Consider the following 15,194-nt stretch of genomic DNA (forward strand, 5'->3'; position numbering starts at 1 on the left):
CTCGCAGCAGGCTGCCAGCTGCTGCGTTCAGATGCGTTGCGCTGGTGGCCAGTTGTGCGTCTCCGATTGGCAATCCCTGCACCAGGCGTACAGCGCATCGTAGAGAACCACGCCATGGCGAAGCATCTCGTGATCGTCGGCAAAGCGCCGCGATAAACCGAGCGAGATGGCATAAAGTCCCGCCGACTGTGGCGTGAGGTCCAGCCTCGATGTGTCCGCGCCACGCACGATGGCGGCAAGCTGCTGCAGGGCCGGCTCGGCTAATCCGTACTTATCGAGAAAGGCATCGAAGCTGCAATGGTCGCCGACATGCGACAACTCCACATCGGGCACATCATATGGAACGGCGCCAGTGCTTTGTGCAACAGCCAATACGTCGGCCGGCGGCACATACAAAAACTCAGGCGTCTCATCGATATAGCGGGCGATCAGCCAAGGACAGGCAATGCGGTCGATCTTTGGCCTTTCGCGGGTGACCCATTTCATGGTCGTCTCCTCATGGGTACGGGTGCCTGGCCGCCCGCATCAGGGTTTCAGGACCGCAGCAGCGGATACACCAGGAGACCCACTGCCGCGGCGCCAGCGACAATCGCCGGTTCCGGCAACTTCTTGAATCGCCAAAGCAGCAGCACGGTCACGATCGCCAACACCAGTGTGGGTGCATCGATAATGGAACGTTTAGCCAGCACAACGACGGCGCCCGTGATGGCCCCGACTGCGGCGGCTGTCACGCCGTCCACGAAGGCGACAATGGCAGGCAGCTTCCCGTACTTCTTGAAGTAGGGCGCCGGAATCACGGTGAACAGATAGCACGGCAGGAAGGTGGCCAACGAAGCGACGATGGCCCCGGGAAGCCCAGCCACCAGATAGCCGATAAAGCCCACCGTGATGACGACGGGACCCGGCGTAATCATCGCCACCGCTACCGCATCGACGAACTGCTTTTCGTTGAGCCATTGATGCTCGGTCACGACGCCGCCGTACAGGAACGGAACGATGGCAAGGCCCGAGCCGAAGACGAAGGCGCCAGCCTTGGCAAAGAACAACCCAATCTGCGTCAGCAACGGCAAATCGAAGTTGGTCAAAATTCCCGAGCCCGGCGCAATTTGCCACGCAGCAGCGATCGGCATGCCACCTTGTTTGAACCACTTCGGCGGCGCGCGCCAGAACCACACGAGGACGCCGGCGGCAATGAACAGCCACGCGATCTCTGATTCCGTGATGATGGTGACCGCGACCAGGACGGCATAGATGGTCCAGAGCAAGGGGTCACCGCCAACACTCTTGCGCGTCAGCTTGTACGCACTGATCGCGATAATTCCGATCACCGCGGCACCCACGCCGTAGAAGACCGACTGCATCCACGTCAGGCCGCCAAAGCGCACGTATGCCCAACCCAGCGCCAACACCATGAGGAAGGACGGAAGCACAAAGGCGATGCCGACCAGGGTCGCGCCGGCAATACGGTAGTGGACAAAACCGAGATAGATGGCAAGCTGTGCTGCCAGCGGGCCGGGCGCCAATTGGGCCAGGGCCAGTCCTTCCTTGTAGTCGGCCTCGGTGAACCAGTTGCGCGACTCGACAAGGTCGCGATGCATATAGCCAGCCAACGCCACGGGGCCGCCAAAGCCCAGGGTGCCCAGGCGCAGCATGTACGCCACCAGTTGCCACAGGGTGTAAGACCCCCCTGAGGGGGACGGAACGGTAGTGCGATCGGCTTTCATTGGTGCATAGGTAAGTGAGAGATCAGCGCTTGGGCCGGGTGCTGAAATGACGATGCAACGCGCTCAGAACCGGTATGCCTTCGGCGAGCAATTGGTCGTCGTCCCGAGCGGTCTGCCGCAGCCCTGACAGCATCGCTTCGAGACCGGCGGCCTCCGCGGGCGGGTCCCCGCCGACATCCAGGGCATGGACGATCGCGGCGATGCGGGCAAGGGCGCGGTCTTCCTCCAGCCCAAAGCTGGCCAACAACACCTCGAAACTGACGCGCTGGCCCACGTGCGTGAAAGCGGCACCGTCGAAATCGAATCCAAGCGCGTCATCGGGACACGCCTGCGGATCAGCAAGCCAGAGGAATGTCGCGTGCGGATCAATGAAGCGCTGAATCAGCCAGGCGCAGGCGATGCGGTCAATCCAAATATGTCGCCGTGTTGCCCAGCGGCGTCCCTGGTACTGGGCGGGATCCCTGGGAACGATGCCCATGTCCGCCGCGTGCGGCTCACCTGGCGAGAGAACCCGACCGGCCCCGCGCTGAAATGCGTCCCAGCTCGCGGACACTCGGTTGGACGCGTCGTTGGGAAAAAAGTCGACGGCACGAATGGCGTTGATGGCGCGTTGGTAACGGTCAAGCAAGCGCCGGACTTCGGCGGCATTGCTTTGCGCAAGAGCGGCGCCGCTTTGATCGATGTCCGCCTGCAACTGGGCGTAGTCCGGCGAGCGGTCGAACAACAGTGCAAAGGCGCGCTCCTGCTCCCCATCGGCGCTGACAGCCAAGAGCCAAGCCTCTCCCTGGTGACGACGCACATCCGTGGCCAACAGGTTCAGCCGCTCGGCGCGTTCGGGGGACGCAGGAAGCAAGTAGGCGCCATCGCGCAGCGTGGCGCAGCCAAGCGCATTCACGGCGCGCCATAACCGCATGCGAGCGGTGGTGCTGCCAGCGGGCAGCGTAACGAGAAGGAGGAGCCAGGGAGCAGCGAGGTATGTCATCGCTGCAAGCGTAGGCCTTCGTAGCGTGTTCTACAACTGTGTAGAGATCATTACAGGCGTTACCAATGCCGCATTGCGATGGCCGAGTTCGATAGACGTTCCCCGGTGGGCGTCATCAATGTTCTACAAGACGGTCAAGGTTTGTAGAGCCTAGCGGGGCTCCGAGCCATTCTCGCCAAAATACGAACGGCACAGTATGCTTATCATAATAGCCATTTCGGTGCGCTAAACTGGCGCCCATGAAATCGCGCCTGACCCTACCGAACTCCGCATCTGCCGCCAGCACGGGTATGGATACGGCCTCCGCCGATGCTTCCACGGCATTCCCCGATGCCGCCTCCCTGGCCGCGCTGCGTGCCTGGCATGCCGGCCTCAGCTCCCGGCAAGCCGTGGCGCAATACCTGGGAGAGGAGAGGGCGCGCGGCCAATCCTCGCGCGCCGTGCTGGGCCGCATTCGCCGCCGGCTCGCCTCGCTGGCACGCGAGCGCGGCCGCGACGATCTGGCCGCGTTGTTCGAGATACCGGCGTCGGCGCGGGTGGCGCAGGGCAGGGCGGCCGACCGTGCTATTGAGGTCTTGCGCACGCTGCCCACGCCACAGCCAGCGATCACCGACGACATCAGTCGCTGGCTGCCGGCTCGCGCCGTCGCTGCCTTGCGCGCCCACGGCATCGAGACGCTGGCGGCGCTGACGGTGCGCGTGCCCAGGCGTCGACGCTGGTGGGCAACCATCCCCGGGCTGGGCGCTACCGGTGCCAGACAGATCGAGGCGTTCTTCGCCGCGCATCCTGAGCTGACCGAGCGGGCCCGCGCGCTGATCGTGCAGGAGCGGCGCAGCAGCGTCGTGCCGTGGGAGCAACTACGCTTGCCCCATCAGGTCGACGGCTCCGAAGGGCGCTTTCGCGCCCCGCGCGCGACGTGCACCTTGACCGCGGACAACGACTACGAGGCGGTGCAGGCCTGGCTGGCACTGCACGAGTCGCCGGCCACTCATCGCACCTACCGCAAGGAAGCGGAACGGCTGATGCTGTGGGCCATCGTCGAGCGTCAGCGGCCGCTGTCGTCGTTGACCACCGAAGACGCCGTGGCCTACCGCACCTTCCTGCGGCGGCCCATGCCGCGAGAGCGGTGGGTCGGGCCGCCACGCCCGCGCTCGTCGCCGGACTGGCGGCCGTTCACCGGTGCGCTGGCCGCACGCTCGGTCGCCCATGCGCTGTCGATCCTTGGGGCGATGTTCCGCTGGCTGGTCGAGCAACGCTACGTGCTGGCCAATCCCTTCGCCGGCATCAAGGTGCGCGGCGGCGGCCGCACCGCGGCGCTGGACAATTCGCGCGCCTTTACCGACGGTGAATGGAAGTTAGTGCGGACCATTGCTGACGGGCTCGAATGGTCCCACGGCTGGGAGGCCGCCGCGGCGCAGCGCCTGCGCTTCGTGCTGGATTTTGCCTATGCGACCGGGCTACGCCCCAGCGAGCTGGTAGGAGCCACGCTCGGGGATGTCTGGACCGACGCGCAAGGCGACGAATGGCTCAAGCTGACCGGCAAGGGCGGCCGCAGCGGCAACGTGGCAATGCCCCCGTTGGCGCGACGGGCGGTGGAGCGCTACCTGACGGAACGCGGACTGCCCATCAGTCGGCGTTTGTGGCGTCCCGAGGTTCGCCTGGTCGGTGATCTGGGCGGCGAGCCCGAGATCGGCATCTCGAGCACGCGGCTATGGCATGTGGTGAAGCGGTTCTTCAAGCTGGCTGCGGATGTCATTGGTGCGGACCATCCCGCGGCCGCGGACAAGCTGCGCCGCGCCAGTCCACACTGGATGCGCCATACGCACGCCACACACGCGCTAGGAAGCGGCGCGGAACTGACCATCGTTCGAGACAACCTGCGGCATGCGTCCGTGTCGACGACGTCGGTCTATCTGCATAGCGATGAAGTCAAACGGGCCCGGCAGATCGGAGAGGCATTTGGGGCCAAATGACACCCGCAAGGGCGTCCACAGCGGGCTGTACGGACGAACAAGGCGTCATCGGAACTGCCAGCATCCGAAAGGTGAGCGCCTAGGGGGCGGGTAACAAATTTATGCAAAAACGGGTAACAAACTTCTGCAAATTAACGGTCGCCTTCGTTGAAAGTCGTGCTCATACCTTTTCCCATTTAACGTAATATACATTATGCGATCATTGCATGTCAGGGCTAATTAGTAATGTCGTACTTGAGCCAAATAGAAATGTCGTACCCCGTTGCCAAAACTGGCCTGCTGTCGGCCTTCTTCCCATGGCCACGCCCGTGACACCATGGACTGGCTGTTATATGCTCCAATCCACACTTGCCTACCAGTCCCGCCACACAAGAACAAGGCACCAGCCAAACCTGCATGTTCAAATTCATCGGGCCTTTTCGACAGCGGCTGCGCTACCTGGACCTGAGCCTGAAGGCCAGCCGGTCCGTCCGGATCCGCGTCGTCGAGCGGCCCGGCTTGTGGATGGACGCACAGCAGCTCGAAGCCATGCTGGCCGAGATGCGCGGCATCGTGCAGCGGGGAATCGGCAAGGACCTCGATTACGGGGTGCTTTCCGGCGACCCTGAAAGGCTGCGGCGGGCCGTGATCACGCTGCTTTATGACCGGGACAGCGGCCAGGCGATTGCGTTCAATGCGCTGTCGGTCATGCCGATCGAGATCAAGGGACGGCCGGCCGAGGCGATTCACCTTGGGCTGGTGATGGTCGATCCGGGCTATCGCACGCAAGGACTGTCCTGGGTGCTGTACGGGCTGACCTGCATCCTGCTTTTCTTCCGCCGCGGCCTGCGCCCGATCTGGATCAGCAATGTGACCCAGGTGCCGGCCATTATCGGCAAGGTTGCCGAGGTCTTTGTCACGGCCTATCCCAATCCCTTCGAGCCGTCGCGGCGCAGCTTTGAACACCTGAGCGTGGCCCGCGAGATCATGAAATCGCACCGGCATGTCTTTGGGGTTGACCGGGCGGCGGGATTTGACGAGGCGCGGTTCGTGATTACCGATGCCTATACGGGCGGCTCGGACAATCTCAAGAAGACGTTCGACCAGGCACCGAAGCATCGGGACGAGCGCGCCAACGAACTCTGCCAGCGGGAACTTGATTACCAGCGCGGCGACGATTTCCTGCAGATCGCTTGCCTGGACCTGGCCAGCGCACGGAAATACCTGTTGCGGGAAGTCCCTCGGGACTCCCTGCCCGCCATCCTTTATCAGATTGCGTTCCTGGCTGTCGGTCGGATCGTCCTGCCATTGTTCCACTGGCTGAACCCGCGCGAGCCGATGGGAGTCCTGCGCGCAAGGAAAAGCCAATGATTCCACCGTTTTCATACGAGGAATTCACCACCCGCAACATCGGTTTCGTGACCGACGCGGAACAGCAGCAATTGCGCAATGCACGGGTGCTGATCTGCGGTGTCGGCGGCATGGGCGGCGCCTGCCTGCAGGCGCTGGCACGGGTGGGCATTGGCGGCTTCGCGCTGGCGGACTTCGATGCGTTCGACGTGTCGAACCTGAACCGCCAGGTGTTTGCCAGCCTGGATACCGTTGGCGTGAACAAGGTCGAGGCCACCGTGGCGCAGATCCGGCGCATCAACCCGGAACTCGCCATCGAGACCTTCGGCGCGGAATGGACCGACAAGCTCGATGACCTGCTGAGCCGTTACAAGATCGTGGTCAACGGCATGGATGACATGGCCGCGGGCATCGCGCTCTATCGCAAGGCGCGGGAGCATGGTGCGACCGTCATCGACGCCTATACCGCTCCCCTGCCCTCCGTCACGGTCGTCCGTCCGCAGGATCCCCGGCCCGAGGAGCGTCTTTCCTATCCCACGGCCGGCATGGACTGGAAGTCCCTGACGCCGGAGGTCAGGCAGGAATGCCTGGGCAAGGAACTGGAATATGTGATGGTCAACTCGAGTTCCGTCCGGCATGTGGAGCTTGGCATCGCCAAGGACCTGCTGACCGGCAAGCGCAAGCGCATGTCGTTTGCGCCGATGGTGATCACCACGGGCAATCTGATGGCGTTCGAAGCGATCAAGCTGGTGCTTGGCCGGCCGCGGCTGGCCGGTGTGCGCGGCTATTTCTTCAATCCCTGGAGCATGCGTGTCGAGACGCCGCGCAATGCGCTGACGGCATGGGCCGTGCGCGCGCTGGTACGGCGCTTCATGGCGAGGTTGATGCGAGATGAAGGTTGACGCGTGATTGACGCCCTGGCAAGCGATGTGGCCGTTACCTGGCTCGGCGCGGTGGGCTGCGGGCTCTACCTGCATTTCCTTTGGTCCCGGCGCGAGGCCGGGGCCGGCACGGGCCTCTTCCTGTTCGGGGTGCTGACGGCGCTGCTGGCGGTCCGGGGCTTTTCCTGGCTGTTTGGCGGCACGCTGCTTGCGCAGCTGGTGTTTGCTGCGGCGACCCTGCTGCCCATTGCCATGACCCTGTTTGCCGAGCACCTGGTGCGGCGCCACCACCCGTTGTGGCTGAAGCTGATGGCACTGGGCGTGTCGGTGCTGTTCTTTGTCATCAATCTCTTTACCGATCTGCCGGGCAATACGCTGCTGCTGCTGGCGTTCCTTGGCTGCTTCGCCGTGGTCACGGCAAGCAATGGCTGGTTCCTGCTGTGGCTGCGCGATGCCGAGTTGTCCGACAACGAGGAACGCCTGGCCCGGGCGGTGGTGGTGGTCGTGGCCCTGGCCGTCCCGCTCGCGGCCACCGACTTCCGCGAGGAACTCGGCCATGTGCCGGTTCGCCTGGGGGCGCTTGGGGCGCTGGCATTCGTCTATGTGTTCCTCAACCTGTCGGAATCGCAGCGGGTCGTGCGCGGGCTGCTCGCGCATATCGCAGCCGCCCTGCTCTTCGCCGTCGTGCTGGCCAGCGTGATGGCGCTGGCCTCGCGCGGGCCCGGCCCGGGCTTCGCCGAGGCTGGCCTGCGCGGCATGCCTGTCGCCATCGCATGGGTGCTGCTGACGGCCATTTTTGTCCGCATTCGCGCCATGTCGCTGGCGGGCGATGGCAATGCATTCCTGCGCTGGCTGCTCCATGCCCGGCTGGATACGCCGGAGGGCTTCCTGCATTCGCTCAGGCGCCTGCCGCAGACCGCTGACCATGTGGTGCTCGGCAACGCGGAGCTTGCTGGCTACGCGCTGGACGGGCTGTTCAACCTGGCCGGCAAGCGGCGTGAGCCCGTGTCGATCGGCGACGCCAGGGCGTGGGCCAGGATCCGCGAAGGCGATCGGGTCGAGGCCGCGGAGCAGCTGGTAGACCTGCTCGAGCGCCACGAAATGACCCATGCCTTGCTGATCGCGCGCCAGCCCGCGCAGGTGGTGCTGCTGAACCTGCCGCAAGGCGCCAACGCGGCCATCGGCGAGCTGCGCGCCGCGGTGATCCTGCGGCTGGCGCGCCATCTCGGGCAGCGGGAGGCCGCATGACAACCGTGCTGCGTGAAGGCGATTTCGACGCGTTCTTCGAGGCGCCCTTCGCCTGCTATGGCCGCGATACCCATTTTGTCTCGCCGATGAAGGGGGATCTTGCGCGCGCGCTGGATCCGGCGAAGAACCCGCTGTTCCGGCAGTTTGCGCGCCGCACCTGGTTCACTGCCCATCGGGACGGACAGATCGTGGGCCGTATCCTGGCCCATATCCACGATGCATCCAATCAGCAATACGGCGAGAAGCGCGGCTACTTCGGCATGTTCGACTGCGTCGATGACGTGGAGGTCGCGCAAGCGCTGCTCGACGCGGCGGCGGGTTGGGTGAAGCACAACGGCTGTGACGAACTGGCTGGCAGTTTTAATTTGACGATCACGCAGATGATCGGCATCGTCACCGAGGGCTTCGAGCATCCGCCATACACCTACCAGGAATACACGCCGCCGCATATTGCCAGGCTGCTCCAGGCATGCGGCTTCGAGCCGTTCTTTCCGATGCGCACGTTCGAGCTTGACGTGCGCAGCTACGATCCGCAGCAGTTGATCGGGAGCAAGCAACGCGCGCTGCTGGACGATCCCGCCTGGCAATTCGAGCCGATCCGGCGGCGCGGCTTTGACCGGCGCCTGCTGGAAGCATGCGCTGTCCTGAACGATGGTTTCGCCGGCAATCCGATGTTCGTGCCGCTGACGGAGGAGGAATTCCTGTTCCCCTGCGCCGGCATGATGTGGATCATCGACGAGCGCCTGTCCTATACCGCTTATTTCAACAGGGAGCCGATCGGGGTGCTGCTGTGCGTGCCGGACCTCAATCCGTTTCTGCGTGCCACCGGCTTCCGCCTGAAGCTGTCCACGCTCTGGCATCTGATCAGGTTCCGCGCCAGCCGCAAGCGTGCGGCGATCATCTTTTTTTCCGTGCGTAGGGACTACCACAGCCGCGGCGTCAACGGCGTCATGCTGCACCATCTGCTCAAGGCGATGCGCGGTGCCGGGTACTCGCACCTGGGGATCAGCTGGGTGTCGGATTCGAACGGCGCCAGCCTGAAGCAAATGGAGAAGATGGGGGCCACGGTGCTGCATCAACTGCATCTCTTCAGGAAAGCCATCTAGCGATATGCTTACGCGCGATCAGCAACTCACCCTCGTCGCCCAGGCTGGCCGCGCTCCCAGCGCGCACAATATCCAGCCCGCTCGCTGGCGCTTTGCCGGCGACAAGGTTGAACTGTTTGAAGACCCTGTGCGATGGCTAGCGGTGGGCGACCCCACCGGGCGGGACAACCAGATCGCCCTGGGCATGGCCTGGGAAGGCATGGCCATGGCGTTGTCGACGCTTGGGTTGGGGCTTACGCAGCCTGAGGTGTCCGGCCTGCCCTACCCGCCCGCTACCCAGGGCCTGCGCCCGGCCGCATCTGGCCTGATCACATCAGGTGCGAGCCCGGATCCCCTTGCCGCCTTCGTGGACACGCGCCGCGCCTATCGAGGCAAGTTTCTCCGTGCGACCCCGCCGCAGATCAAGTCGTTGAGTGAATGCGCTGCGGCCCACGCGGAGTTCGTCACGCTGGCGAGCGAGGACAGCACGGCGCAAATCGCCAATTGGTATGACGATGCCGCTGCTGCGGGATTGAAGGACCCACGGTTTGCCGAGGAGCTCTGTCACTGGCTGCGCTTGTCACCGCACGATCCGGGCTGGCCGCGCGACGGGCTTTCGGCCGAATGCATGGCACTGTCGCGTTGGGAAGCCTGGGGCGCGTCGATTGCGCTTAAACCCCGTGTGGTCCGGCTGCTCTCGGCGCTTTCGCTGACCCGCCTGCTGACATCGGAAAGCGCAAAAGTGAAAAGCGCGGCCCGGATCGTCCTGATTCATGCCCCACCCGACGTCACGAGTTTTGACATCGGGCGCCGCTGGTACCGGTTCTGGCTGGCCATGACCGCCAGGGGTTTTGCCGGCGTGCCGATGTCGGCGCTGGCCGATTCACCTGGTCATGCCGCCATGCTTGCCGAAAGCCAGCGCTTGCCGCGCGGAAACAGGCTTGTGAACATCATGCGCTTTGGGCCGGTGCCGGTCCGGGGCATCCCGCGAAGCGCAAGACTCCCCGCTGCAGAGTTGGTGCAAGCATCCTGAACCAACGACGCTTGCGGCCCTTACCCGGGGCGCGGTCCTGGCTATGCGTGTTCGCGCACCTCGGCGAAAGCGCGGACGGGGAAAGCCGCCGCGTCCCGCGCCTTCAGGGGGATGGAAAAGAAGCGAAACGGCACGCCATGCAGGCGCGACAGTCCGGTGAGGTTCTCGACGATCAGGATGCCTCGTCCGAGAAACCGGGTGTGCGCCGGGCGTTCCGGGTCCTGGGTGGAGTCGACGTTCGCGCAATCCACCCCGAACAAAGAAATGCCCGCATCGCAGAGCCGGTCAATCACGTCGCGTGAGACAAACGGGTGCGATCGATAGATCTCCGTTCCCCAATGGCGATCCCAGTCGAAATTCACCAACACAGCCCGGCCTGCGAGTTGCTCGGGAAACTGCAGGTCATTCCACGCCAGTTGTTGTCCGGGGGTTGCGTGGCGGGCATCGATGACAACGCCGTCAAGCACCAGCCGGCTGAGATCGAGGGCAGCAATGTCTTCCGCGCCTTCGAAGCGATGACGGGGTGCATCCAGCTTGGTGCCGACGGACGTCTGGAACGCCACCTCGGAAATCTCGAACGAGGCTTTGCCCTCGTAGTGCCAGCCTGATTGCGCATGCGTCATGAACGGCCGGATATGCGCGGTCAGTTCGACCGCTTCGCCGGTTTCGCGCTTGAAGAGGACGCCAGGCATCCCGTCGTGGAACACATGAGAGAGATCGACAATCATCTTCTGCGCTCCATCCTGGTTGCGCTGAACTGATGCTACTGCCGGGCCTTCAGCCGGGTCAAGCTGCCAAAAGATGGCGTCGTGAACAGGGGCCCACAAGACTAAAGCAGCTTCAGGAATTCCAGCAATGCATCCTTGTCGCCTTCTGCAAGGGTCGAGAACGCCTGTTCATGGCCGCGGTTGTCGCGCCCCGCTGTCGCGGTGTCGTAGAGCACGGGTTTCGACCACGGCTGGTAGCTGGCCGGATAGGCCCAGGTGCCGTCCGCATCGAGCCTGCCGGCGATGCCCAGCTTGCCGTAGTCCAGTGCATGACCGCCGACCCAGAAGCGCCTGGGCCGCGCCTGCGGATGCATGAGATGCCAGAGCGTGGGCACGGAGCCGTTATGCAGGTACGGCGCCGTCGCCCACACGCCGGAGAGGATGGGCGCGACATAGCCCCCGGTGTTGGCCGCGTCGATATGCTTGCCCAGCTCGGAGCGCGAGATGGCTTGCAGCAGGCCGGGATCGATCGCTTGCCAGCGTGTCGGGTCAGTCCCGATATCCGCCTGTGCCACCAACCGGTTGGGGAAGCTGACAAGGCGCGGGCGCTCTGTGTCCTGGCTGTAGCTGCCGTGGCACTGGGCACAATGGGCATCAAAGACGGCACGGCCGCGCGCGGCGCGGGGGCGGTCAACCGGGCCCGGAAACGGCGGCGGCGTGTAGCCCGCCATGAATCGCATGACGTCTTCCACCTGCGGAATGGCGCGGCCGGCGCGATCCGGCGGCATGCCCATGGTCGGCACCGTGAAGAAAGCCACGATATGCGCCAGCCGCCCGGCATCATCGGCGGCACCAGGCGCTACCGGCGCAAAGCGCGGCGCGCCCTTGCTGGTATAGACGCCGTCGTAGAGCAGCGAAGAGCGCAGGCTGCGGTAGCCCAGTTCCGGAATCGAGGTAGAACCCCTGGCGGCCGTGCCCGCTGAGAGAAGATGAAACTGGAACTTGAGTGCCGCGACACCATTGGTGCTGCCGGCCGCCCCGTTGCTGAACGGCAGTGGCTCGTCACCGCTGGCTTCGAGTTCCGCCACCCGCTTCACCAGCCGCGGCCAGACGAATTTCCGGATGGTATCCATTTCCTCCTTGCTGGTGTCGGGGTAAAGCTGGTGGATGGCTGAGAGGAGCGTTTCCGGATCGGATTTCACCCGCTTCACCGCCTGATAGACCGCAGCGACGAAGGCGTCGAGGTTGAGCGAGGTATTCGGCAGCCCCAGCCAGACATCGTTGGTGGGGCGCCCGTCCTTCCCGTAGGTGATGCCCGCATGGCACGATGCGCATCCCAGGTTGGACACCTCCAGGCGGATCTTCGGGATGTCCCGGCGGATCATTCCGCTGACCACGCCCAGGGGCTTGTCGAACCGGGGCTGTTGCTGGCGCGGCCAGTTGCGGACCGCATCGGGATAGATGAAGCCAAACTCGCGCAGCGCCCGGCGCAAGGCGTCCTGGGTGAGCGGAACGCCGGGGCCGCCGGCCAGCAGCAGCGCCGTCGTTGCCAGCTTCCACGGCAGCGCATTGGTTTCCAGAGTATCGGTGCTCAGGCCGCCGAAGTCATCGAAGACAAAGCGCGCCGCCCCGAGGTCAGCGGCTCGACCCCCGGCCCTGAAGTCGCGCATGACCGCGGATTCGCCTTCGGCGTAGCCGCGCAGGAAATCGCATCCCGACAGCGAACCTAAGAGCAGACCGATCGCGAGCACGCGTCGTACAAGGGGCATCGTAGTCAAGTCCGACAGTGCGCGCCAGGGAATCCGGACCGCGCCGCGCTGATGGTAGCCGACGATCCGTGCAGTCTCAAGCCAACCGCTGCAGCCAGGCCACCGCCCGGGTGGCGCCGCGGCGAACTGCCGGGGCAGCCTTAACCGGCGGGCGCCGTTACCATCACCACGTGCGCCTGCATCGGCCCCGCCAACGGACCGGCGCCGTAAGTCTCCAGGAACGCCTGTTCGCAATGGTCGGTTGCCCGGCCGAGCGCATCCGGTCCGCGCCGCTCCAGGTCGGCGCGCAACGGCGTGCCCTGGCAGAATGCCACCGCCGGGATGCGGGCGGCGCTGGCGCGGCTGGTTGCCGCGACGGTTTCAAAGACCGGGGATGACTGGAATCCGCCCAGGCGCAGATCCTGCTCGATGGTGGCCTGGCTGTGGTAGCCGTGCGGGACGCGGGCCATGAATTCGGGCGGCGCGTCGGGAAACAGCGTGGCGAGTGCCGCAGTGACATCGCGGGCAAAGGCGTTGAATTCCAGCTGGTCCCAGACATTGAAGATCAGCGTGCCGCCCGGCACCAGCACGCGGCGGGCTTCGGCGAAGGCGCGGCCCTTGTCCGGGAAGAACATCACGCCAAACTGGCAGGCGACCATGTCGAAGCTGGCATCGGCGAACGGCAGCGCCATGGCGTCGGCCTCGCGCCAGTGCACCGGGCGGCTGGTGCCGGCCTGCTCGGCCCGCGCCAGCATCGGCGCGTTGAGGTCGGTGGCAACGATCAGGGTATCGGCCGGCAGCCGCCCGGCGATTTCCCGGGTCAGCACGCCGGTGCCGGCGGCCAGTTCCAGCACCCGCCGCGGCTGCAGCGCGGCGATGCGGGCAGCCATGTCGGCAGCGTATGGCGCAAAGATCATCGGCACCATCAAGGCCTCATAGACTTCGGGAATCGCGCCCGCGAAGACTTTGTCCGAGTGTTGCAAGTCCATGAAACCCCCTGCCCTGGCGTGAAAGGTGCCGGCATCGCCTGACTGGGTGTAGGACACATTGCAGCGAAAGTAAACCGTGGCGGCCAGAACGTCTTATGCCCGGGAGGCGGCTTCCTTCAGCTGGTCACTGGCAGAGGTCAGCATGCGCAGTGTCTCTTCGAACACCGGCAGCGCGTCCTCGCGGCCTGGCGCGTCCTGCGGCATGCCATCCCGGTCGGCAGTGACGCCGCGGATGAGTTGATCGAGGAACCCGGGCCGGGTCATCTCGGTGCGCTGCAGCAGCATGTGCAGCAGGTAGCAGCAGGCACCAAGGCGCGGATCTTGCGGGGTTGGCATGGCTTGGTCTCCTTTGGGTTGATCGGGTTTGCGCGTCGCGTCCTAATCGCGGATGCGCGGCATCCAGCCGCTGCCGCGCGTGCGCGGATCCACCGGCAGCTGGCGCTGCAGCGCGGCCTTGGCCAGCATGTGGGCGCTGATCGGCGCGGTCAGGAACAGGAAGGCGGTCACCAGCAGTTCATGCAGGCTGGCATCGCCCCGGAAGCTGAAGTACGCCACCGAGGCCAGCACCACCCCGCCCACGCCCAGTGTGGTCGACTTGGTCGGCCCATGCAGCCGCATGAAGAAGTCCGGCAGCCGGAACAGCCCGATCGCCCCGACCAGCATGAACACGCTGCCCACCAGCAGCAGCGCGCACACGATGAATTCCGCAACAGGATGCAGCATCTGGCAGGCCCTAGTATTCGATGATGTCGCCGCGCTGCAGGTACTTGGACAGCGCCACGGTGCCGACAAAGCCCATCACCGCGATCAGCAGCGCGGCCTCGAAGAACAGTGCCGAATCCAGGCTGATGCCGAGCACCACGATCAGCGCGATGGCGTTGATATTCAGCGTGTCCAGCGCCACGATGCGGTCCGGCAGGCTGGGTCCGCGCAGCAACCGGGCCAGGGTCAGCAGGAAGGCCAGGCCCAGGATCACCAGGCAGACCGGTATCACGATGGCAAGCATTGGAAGATCTCCTTGAGCGGGGTTTCATAGCGCGTCTTGATCAGCTCGACAAGCGCGGCCTCTTCCTCCAGGTCCAGCACGTGCACGAGCAAGGCGCGGCGGTCGTCGCTCAGCTCTGCGCACAGCGTGCCGGGGCTGAGCGAGACGATGCTGATCAGTGCGGTGGTGGCGAGCTCGTGTTCGACATCGAGCGGCACCACGATAAAGGCGGGGCGCAGGCGCGCGGTGGGGCCCAGCACCATGATGGCCACTTCCACGTTGGCTTTCACGATATCGAACAGCACATGGATGCTGAGCCGCAGGATCAGGTCGGGCCGCGACAGGCGAAACGCGCCCAGCACCAGCCAGCGGTCGGCCAGCCGGCCGATGGCCCAGCCGAGCAGTGCCCCCAGCAGCCAGTGCCCGGGGGCCAGGCTGTTGGTCAGCAGCAGCCACATGATCATCAGGATCAGGCTCAGCCAGGGATGGGGAAACAGGCGCCGCAGCATG

At 64.9% G+C, this 15,194-nt stretch carries 16 protein-coding genes; 6 read left to right on the forward strand and 10 right to left on the reverse strand.

Annotated elements, in window-relative coordinates; translation table 11 throughout:
• Positions 1-27: 27 nt before the first annotated feature.
• The 3 genes from AC07UK_RS00355 to AC07UK_RS00365 are packed head-to-tail and all read right to left on the reverse strand — an operon-like array spanning position 28 to position 2,706.
• Positions 28-486 carry a chromate resistance protein ChrB domain-containing protein gene (locus AC07UK_RS00355; RefSeq protein WP_115737187.1) on the reverse strand — a complete coding sequence of 153 codons (459 nt, stop codon included), beginning with the start codon at positions 484-486 and terminating at the stop codon, positions 28-30.
• Positions 487-533: 47 nt separating this feature from the next.
• Complete coding sequence (locus AC07UK_RS00360) at positions 534-1,724, reverse strand: chromate transporter (protein ID WP_053821818.1); 1,191 nt, start codon at positions 1,722-1,724, stop codon at positions 534-536.
• Between the two features lie 22 nt (positions 1,725-1,746).
• Positions 1,747-2,706 carry a chromate resistance protein ChrB domain-containing protein gene (locus AC07UK_RS00365; protein ID WP_053821819.1) on the reverse strand — a complete coding sequence of 320 codons (960 nt, stop codon included), beginning with the start codon at positions 2,704-2,706 and terminating at the stop codon, positions 1,747-1,749.
• Between the two features lie 239 nt (positions 2,707-2,945).
• On the opposite strand from AC07UK_RS00365, the gene AC07UK_RS00370 reads away from it, so the two are divergent.
• The 6 genes from AC07UK_RS00370 to AC07UK_RS00395 all read left to right on the forward strand — a co-directional run bounded on the left by AC07UK_RS00370 (position 2,946) and on the right by AC07UK_RS00395 (position 10,255).
• Positions 2,946-4,679 carry a site-specific integrase gene (locus AC07UK_RS00370; RefSeq protein WP_081311600.1) on the forward strand — a complete coding sequence of 578 codons (1,734 nt, stop codon included), beginning with the start codon at positions 2,946-2,948 and terminating at the stop codon, positions 4,677-4,679.
• Between the two features lie 396 nt (positions 4,680-5,075).
• The gene (locus AC07UK_RS00375; protein ID WP_494685474.1) at positions 5,076-6,029 is read left to right on the forward strand and encodes a hypothetical protein; all 954 of its coding nucleotides are present in this window, start codon (positions 5,076-5,078) and stop codon (positions 6,027-6,029) included.
• Positions 6,026-6,910, forward strand: a complete 885-nt coding sequence (locus AC07UK_RS00380; protein WP_114135323.1) for a HesA/MoeB/ThiF family protein — start codon at positions 6,026-6,028, stop codon at positions 6,908-6,910. The genes AC07UK_RS00375 and AC07UK_RS00380 overlap by 4 nt, the downstream gene beginning before the upstream one ends.
• 3 nt (positions 6,911-6,913) lie before the next feature.
• Positions 6,914-8,137 (forward strand): hypothetical protein, encoded by a 1,224-nt coding sequence (locus tag AC07UK_RS00385; protein ID WP_494685473.1) that lies wholly within the window; start codon positions 6,914-6,916, stop codon positions 8,135-8,137.
• Complete coding sequence (locus AC07UK_RS00390) at positions 8,134-9,243, forward strand: GNAT family N-acetyltransferase (RefSeq protein WP_494685472.1); 1,110 nt, start codon at positions 8,134-8,136, stop codon at positions 9,241-9,243. The genes AC07UK_RS00385 and AC07UK_RS00390 overlap by 4 nt, the downstream gene beginning before the upstream one ends.
• Before the next feature lie 4 nt (positions 9,244-9,247).
• On the forward strand, positions 9,248-10,255 hold the full coding sequence (locus AC07UK_RS00395) for a nitroreductase family protein (protein ID WP_494685471.1): 1,008 nt from the start codon (positions 9,248-9,250) through the stop codon (positions 10,253-10,255).
• Positions 10,256-10,296: 41 nt separating this feature from the next.
• On the opposite strand, the gene AC07UK_RS00400 is transcribed toward AC07UK_RS00395, so the two are convergent.
• From AC07UK_RS00400 to AC07UK_RS00430, 7 genes are all read right to left on the reverse strand, one after another.
• Positions 10,297-10,983 carry a cyclase family protein gene (locus AC07UK_RS00400; protein WP_436221748.1) on the reverse strand — a complete coding sequence of 229 codons (687 nt, stop codon included), beginning with the start codon at positions 10,981-10,983 and terminating at the stop codon, positions 10,297-10,299.
• Positions 10,984-11,084: 101 nt separating this feature from the next.
• Positions 11,085-12,731 (reverse strand): c-type cytochrome, encoded by a 1,647-nt coding sequence (locus AC07UK_RS00405; RefSeq protein ID WP_436221749.1) that lies wholly within the window; start codon positions 12,729-12,731, stop codon positions 11,085-11,087.
• A gap of 140 nt (positions 12,732-12,871) precedes the next feature.
• On the reverse strand, positions 12,872-13,699 hold the full coding sequence (locus AC07UK_RS00410) for a class I SAM-dependent methyltransferase (protein ID WP_436221750.1): 828 nt from the start codon (positions 13,697-13,699) through the stop codon (positions 12,872-12,874).
• Positions 13,700-13,792: 93 nt separating this feature from the next.
• Positions 13,793-14,035: a hypothetical protein gene (locus AC07UK_RS00415; RefSeq protein WP_013956827.1), complete on the reverse strand. Its 243-nt coding sequence runs from the start codon at positions 14,033-14,035 to the stop codon at positions 13,793-13,795.
• Between the two features lie 42 nt (positions 14,036-14,077).
• The gene (locus AC07UK_RS00420) at positions 14,078-14,422 is read right to left on the reverse strand and encodes a Na+/H+ antiporter subunit G (protein ID WP_013956828.1); all 345 of its coding nucleotides are present in this window, start codon (positions 14,420-14,422) and stop codon (positions 14,078-14,080) included.
• A 10-nt stretch (positions 14,423-14,432) separates the two neighbouring features.
• Positions 14,433-14,705 (reverse strand): K+/H+ antiporter subunit F, encoded by a 273-nt coding sequence (locus AC07UK_RS00425; protein ID WP_013956829.1) that lies wholly within the window; start codon positions 14,703-14,705, stop codon positions 14,433-14,435.
• A complete protein-coding gene (locus AC07UK_RS00430; protein ID WP_436221751.1) occupies positions 14,690-15,193 on the reverse strand; it encodes a Na+/H+ antiporter subunit E in 504 nt (167 codons plus the stop codon). The genes AC07UK_RS00425 and AC07UK_RS00430 overlap by 16 nt, the downstream gene beginning before the upstream one ends.
• Position 15,194 lies beyond the last annotated feature (1 nt).

Source organism: Cupriavidus sp. GW821-FHT07C08 (genome assembly GCF_059419025.1).

What these genes read in the sequence shown, in the direction of transcription:
- AC07UK_RS00355 (WP_115737187.1), bottom strand. Translation starts at nt 486, where the DNA reads ATGAAATGGGTCACCCGCGAAAGGCCAAAGATCGACCGCATTGCCTGT.
- AC07UK_RS00360 (WP_053821818.1), bottom strand. Translation starts at nt 1,724, where the DNA reads ATGAAAGCCGATCGCACTACCGTTCCGTCCCCCTCAGGGGGGTCTTAC.
- AC07UK_RS00365 (WP_053821819.1), bottom strand. Translation starts at nt 2,706, where the DNA reads ATGACATACCTCGCTGCTCCCTGGCTCCTCCTTCTCGTTACGCTGCCC.
- AC07UK_RS00370 (WP_081311600.1), top strand. Translation starts at nt 2,946, where the DNA reads ATGAAATCGCGCCTGACCCTACCGAACTCCGCATCTGCCGCCAGCACG.
- AC07UK_RS00375 (WP_494685474.1), top strand. Translation starts at nt 5,076, where the DNA reads ATGTTCAAATTCATCGGGCCTTTTCGACAGCGGCTGCGCTACCTGGAC.
- AC07UK_RS00380 (WP_114135323.1), top strand. Translation starts at nt 6,026, where the DNA reads ATGATTCCACCGTTTTCATACGAGGAATTCACCACCCGCAACATCGGT.
- AC07UK_RS00390 (WP_494685472.1), top strand. Translation starts at nt 8,134, where the DNA reads ATGACAACCGTGCTGCGTGAAGGCGATTTCGACGCGTTCTTCGAGGCG.
- AC07UK_RS00395 (WP_494685471.1), top strand. Translation starts at nt 9,248, where the DNA reads ATGCTTACGCGCGATCAGCAACTCACCCTCGTCGCCCAGGCTGGCCGC.
- AC07UK_RS00400 (WP_436221748.1), bottom strand. Translation starts at nt 10,983, where the DNA reads ATGATTGTCGATCTCTCTCATGTGTTCCACGACGGGATGCCTGGCGTC.
- AC07UK_RS00405 (WP_436221749.1), bottom strand. Translation starts at nt 12,731, where the DNA reads ATGCCCCTTGTACGACGCGTGCTCGCGATCGGTCTGCTCTTAGGTTCG.
- AC07UK_RS00410 (WP_436221750.1), bottom strand. Translation starts at nt 13,699, where the DNA reads ATGGACTTGCAACACTCGGACAAAGTCTTCGCGGGCGCGATTCCCGAA.
- AC07UK_RS00415 (WP_013956827.1), bottom strand. Translation starts at nt 14,035, where the DNA reads ATGCCAACCCCGCAAGATCCGCGCCTTGGTGCCTGCTGCTACCTGCTG.
- AC07UK_RS00420 (WP_013956828.1), bottom strand. Translation starts at nt 14,422, where the DNA reads ATGCTGCATCCTGTTGCGGAATTCATCGTGTGCGCGCTGCTGCTGGTG.
- AC07UK_RS00425 (WP_013956829.1), bottom strand. Translation starts at nt 14,705, where the DNA reads ATGCTTGCCATCGTGATACCGGTCTGCCTGGTGATCCTGGGCCTGGCC.
- AC07UK_RS00430 (WP_436221751.1), bottom strand. Translation starts at nt 15,193, where the DNA reads ATGCTGCGGCGCCTGTTTCCCCATCCCTGGCTGAGCCTGATCCTGATG.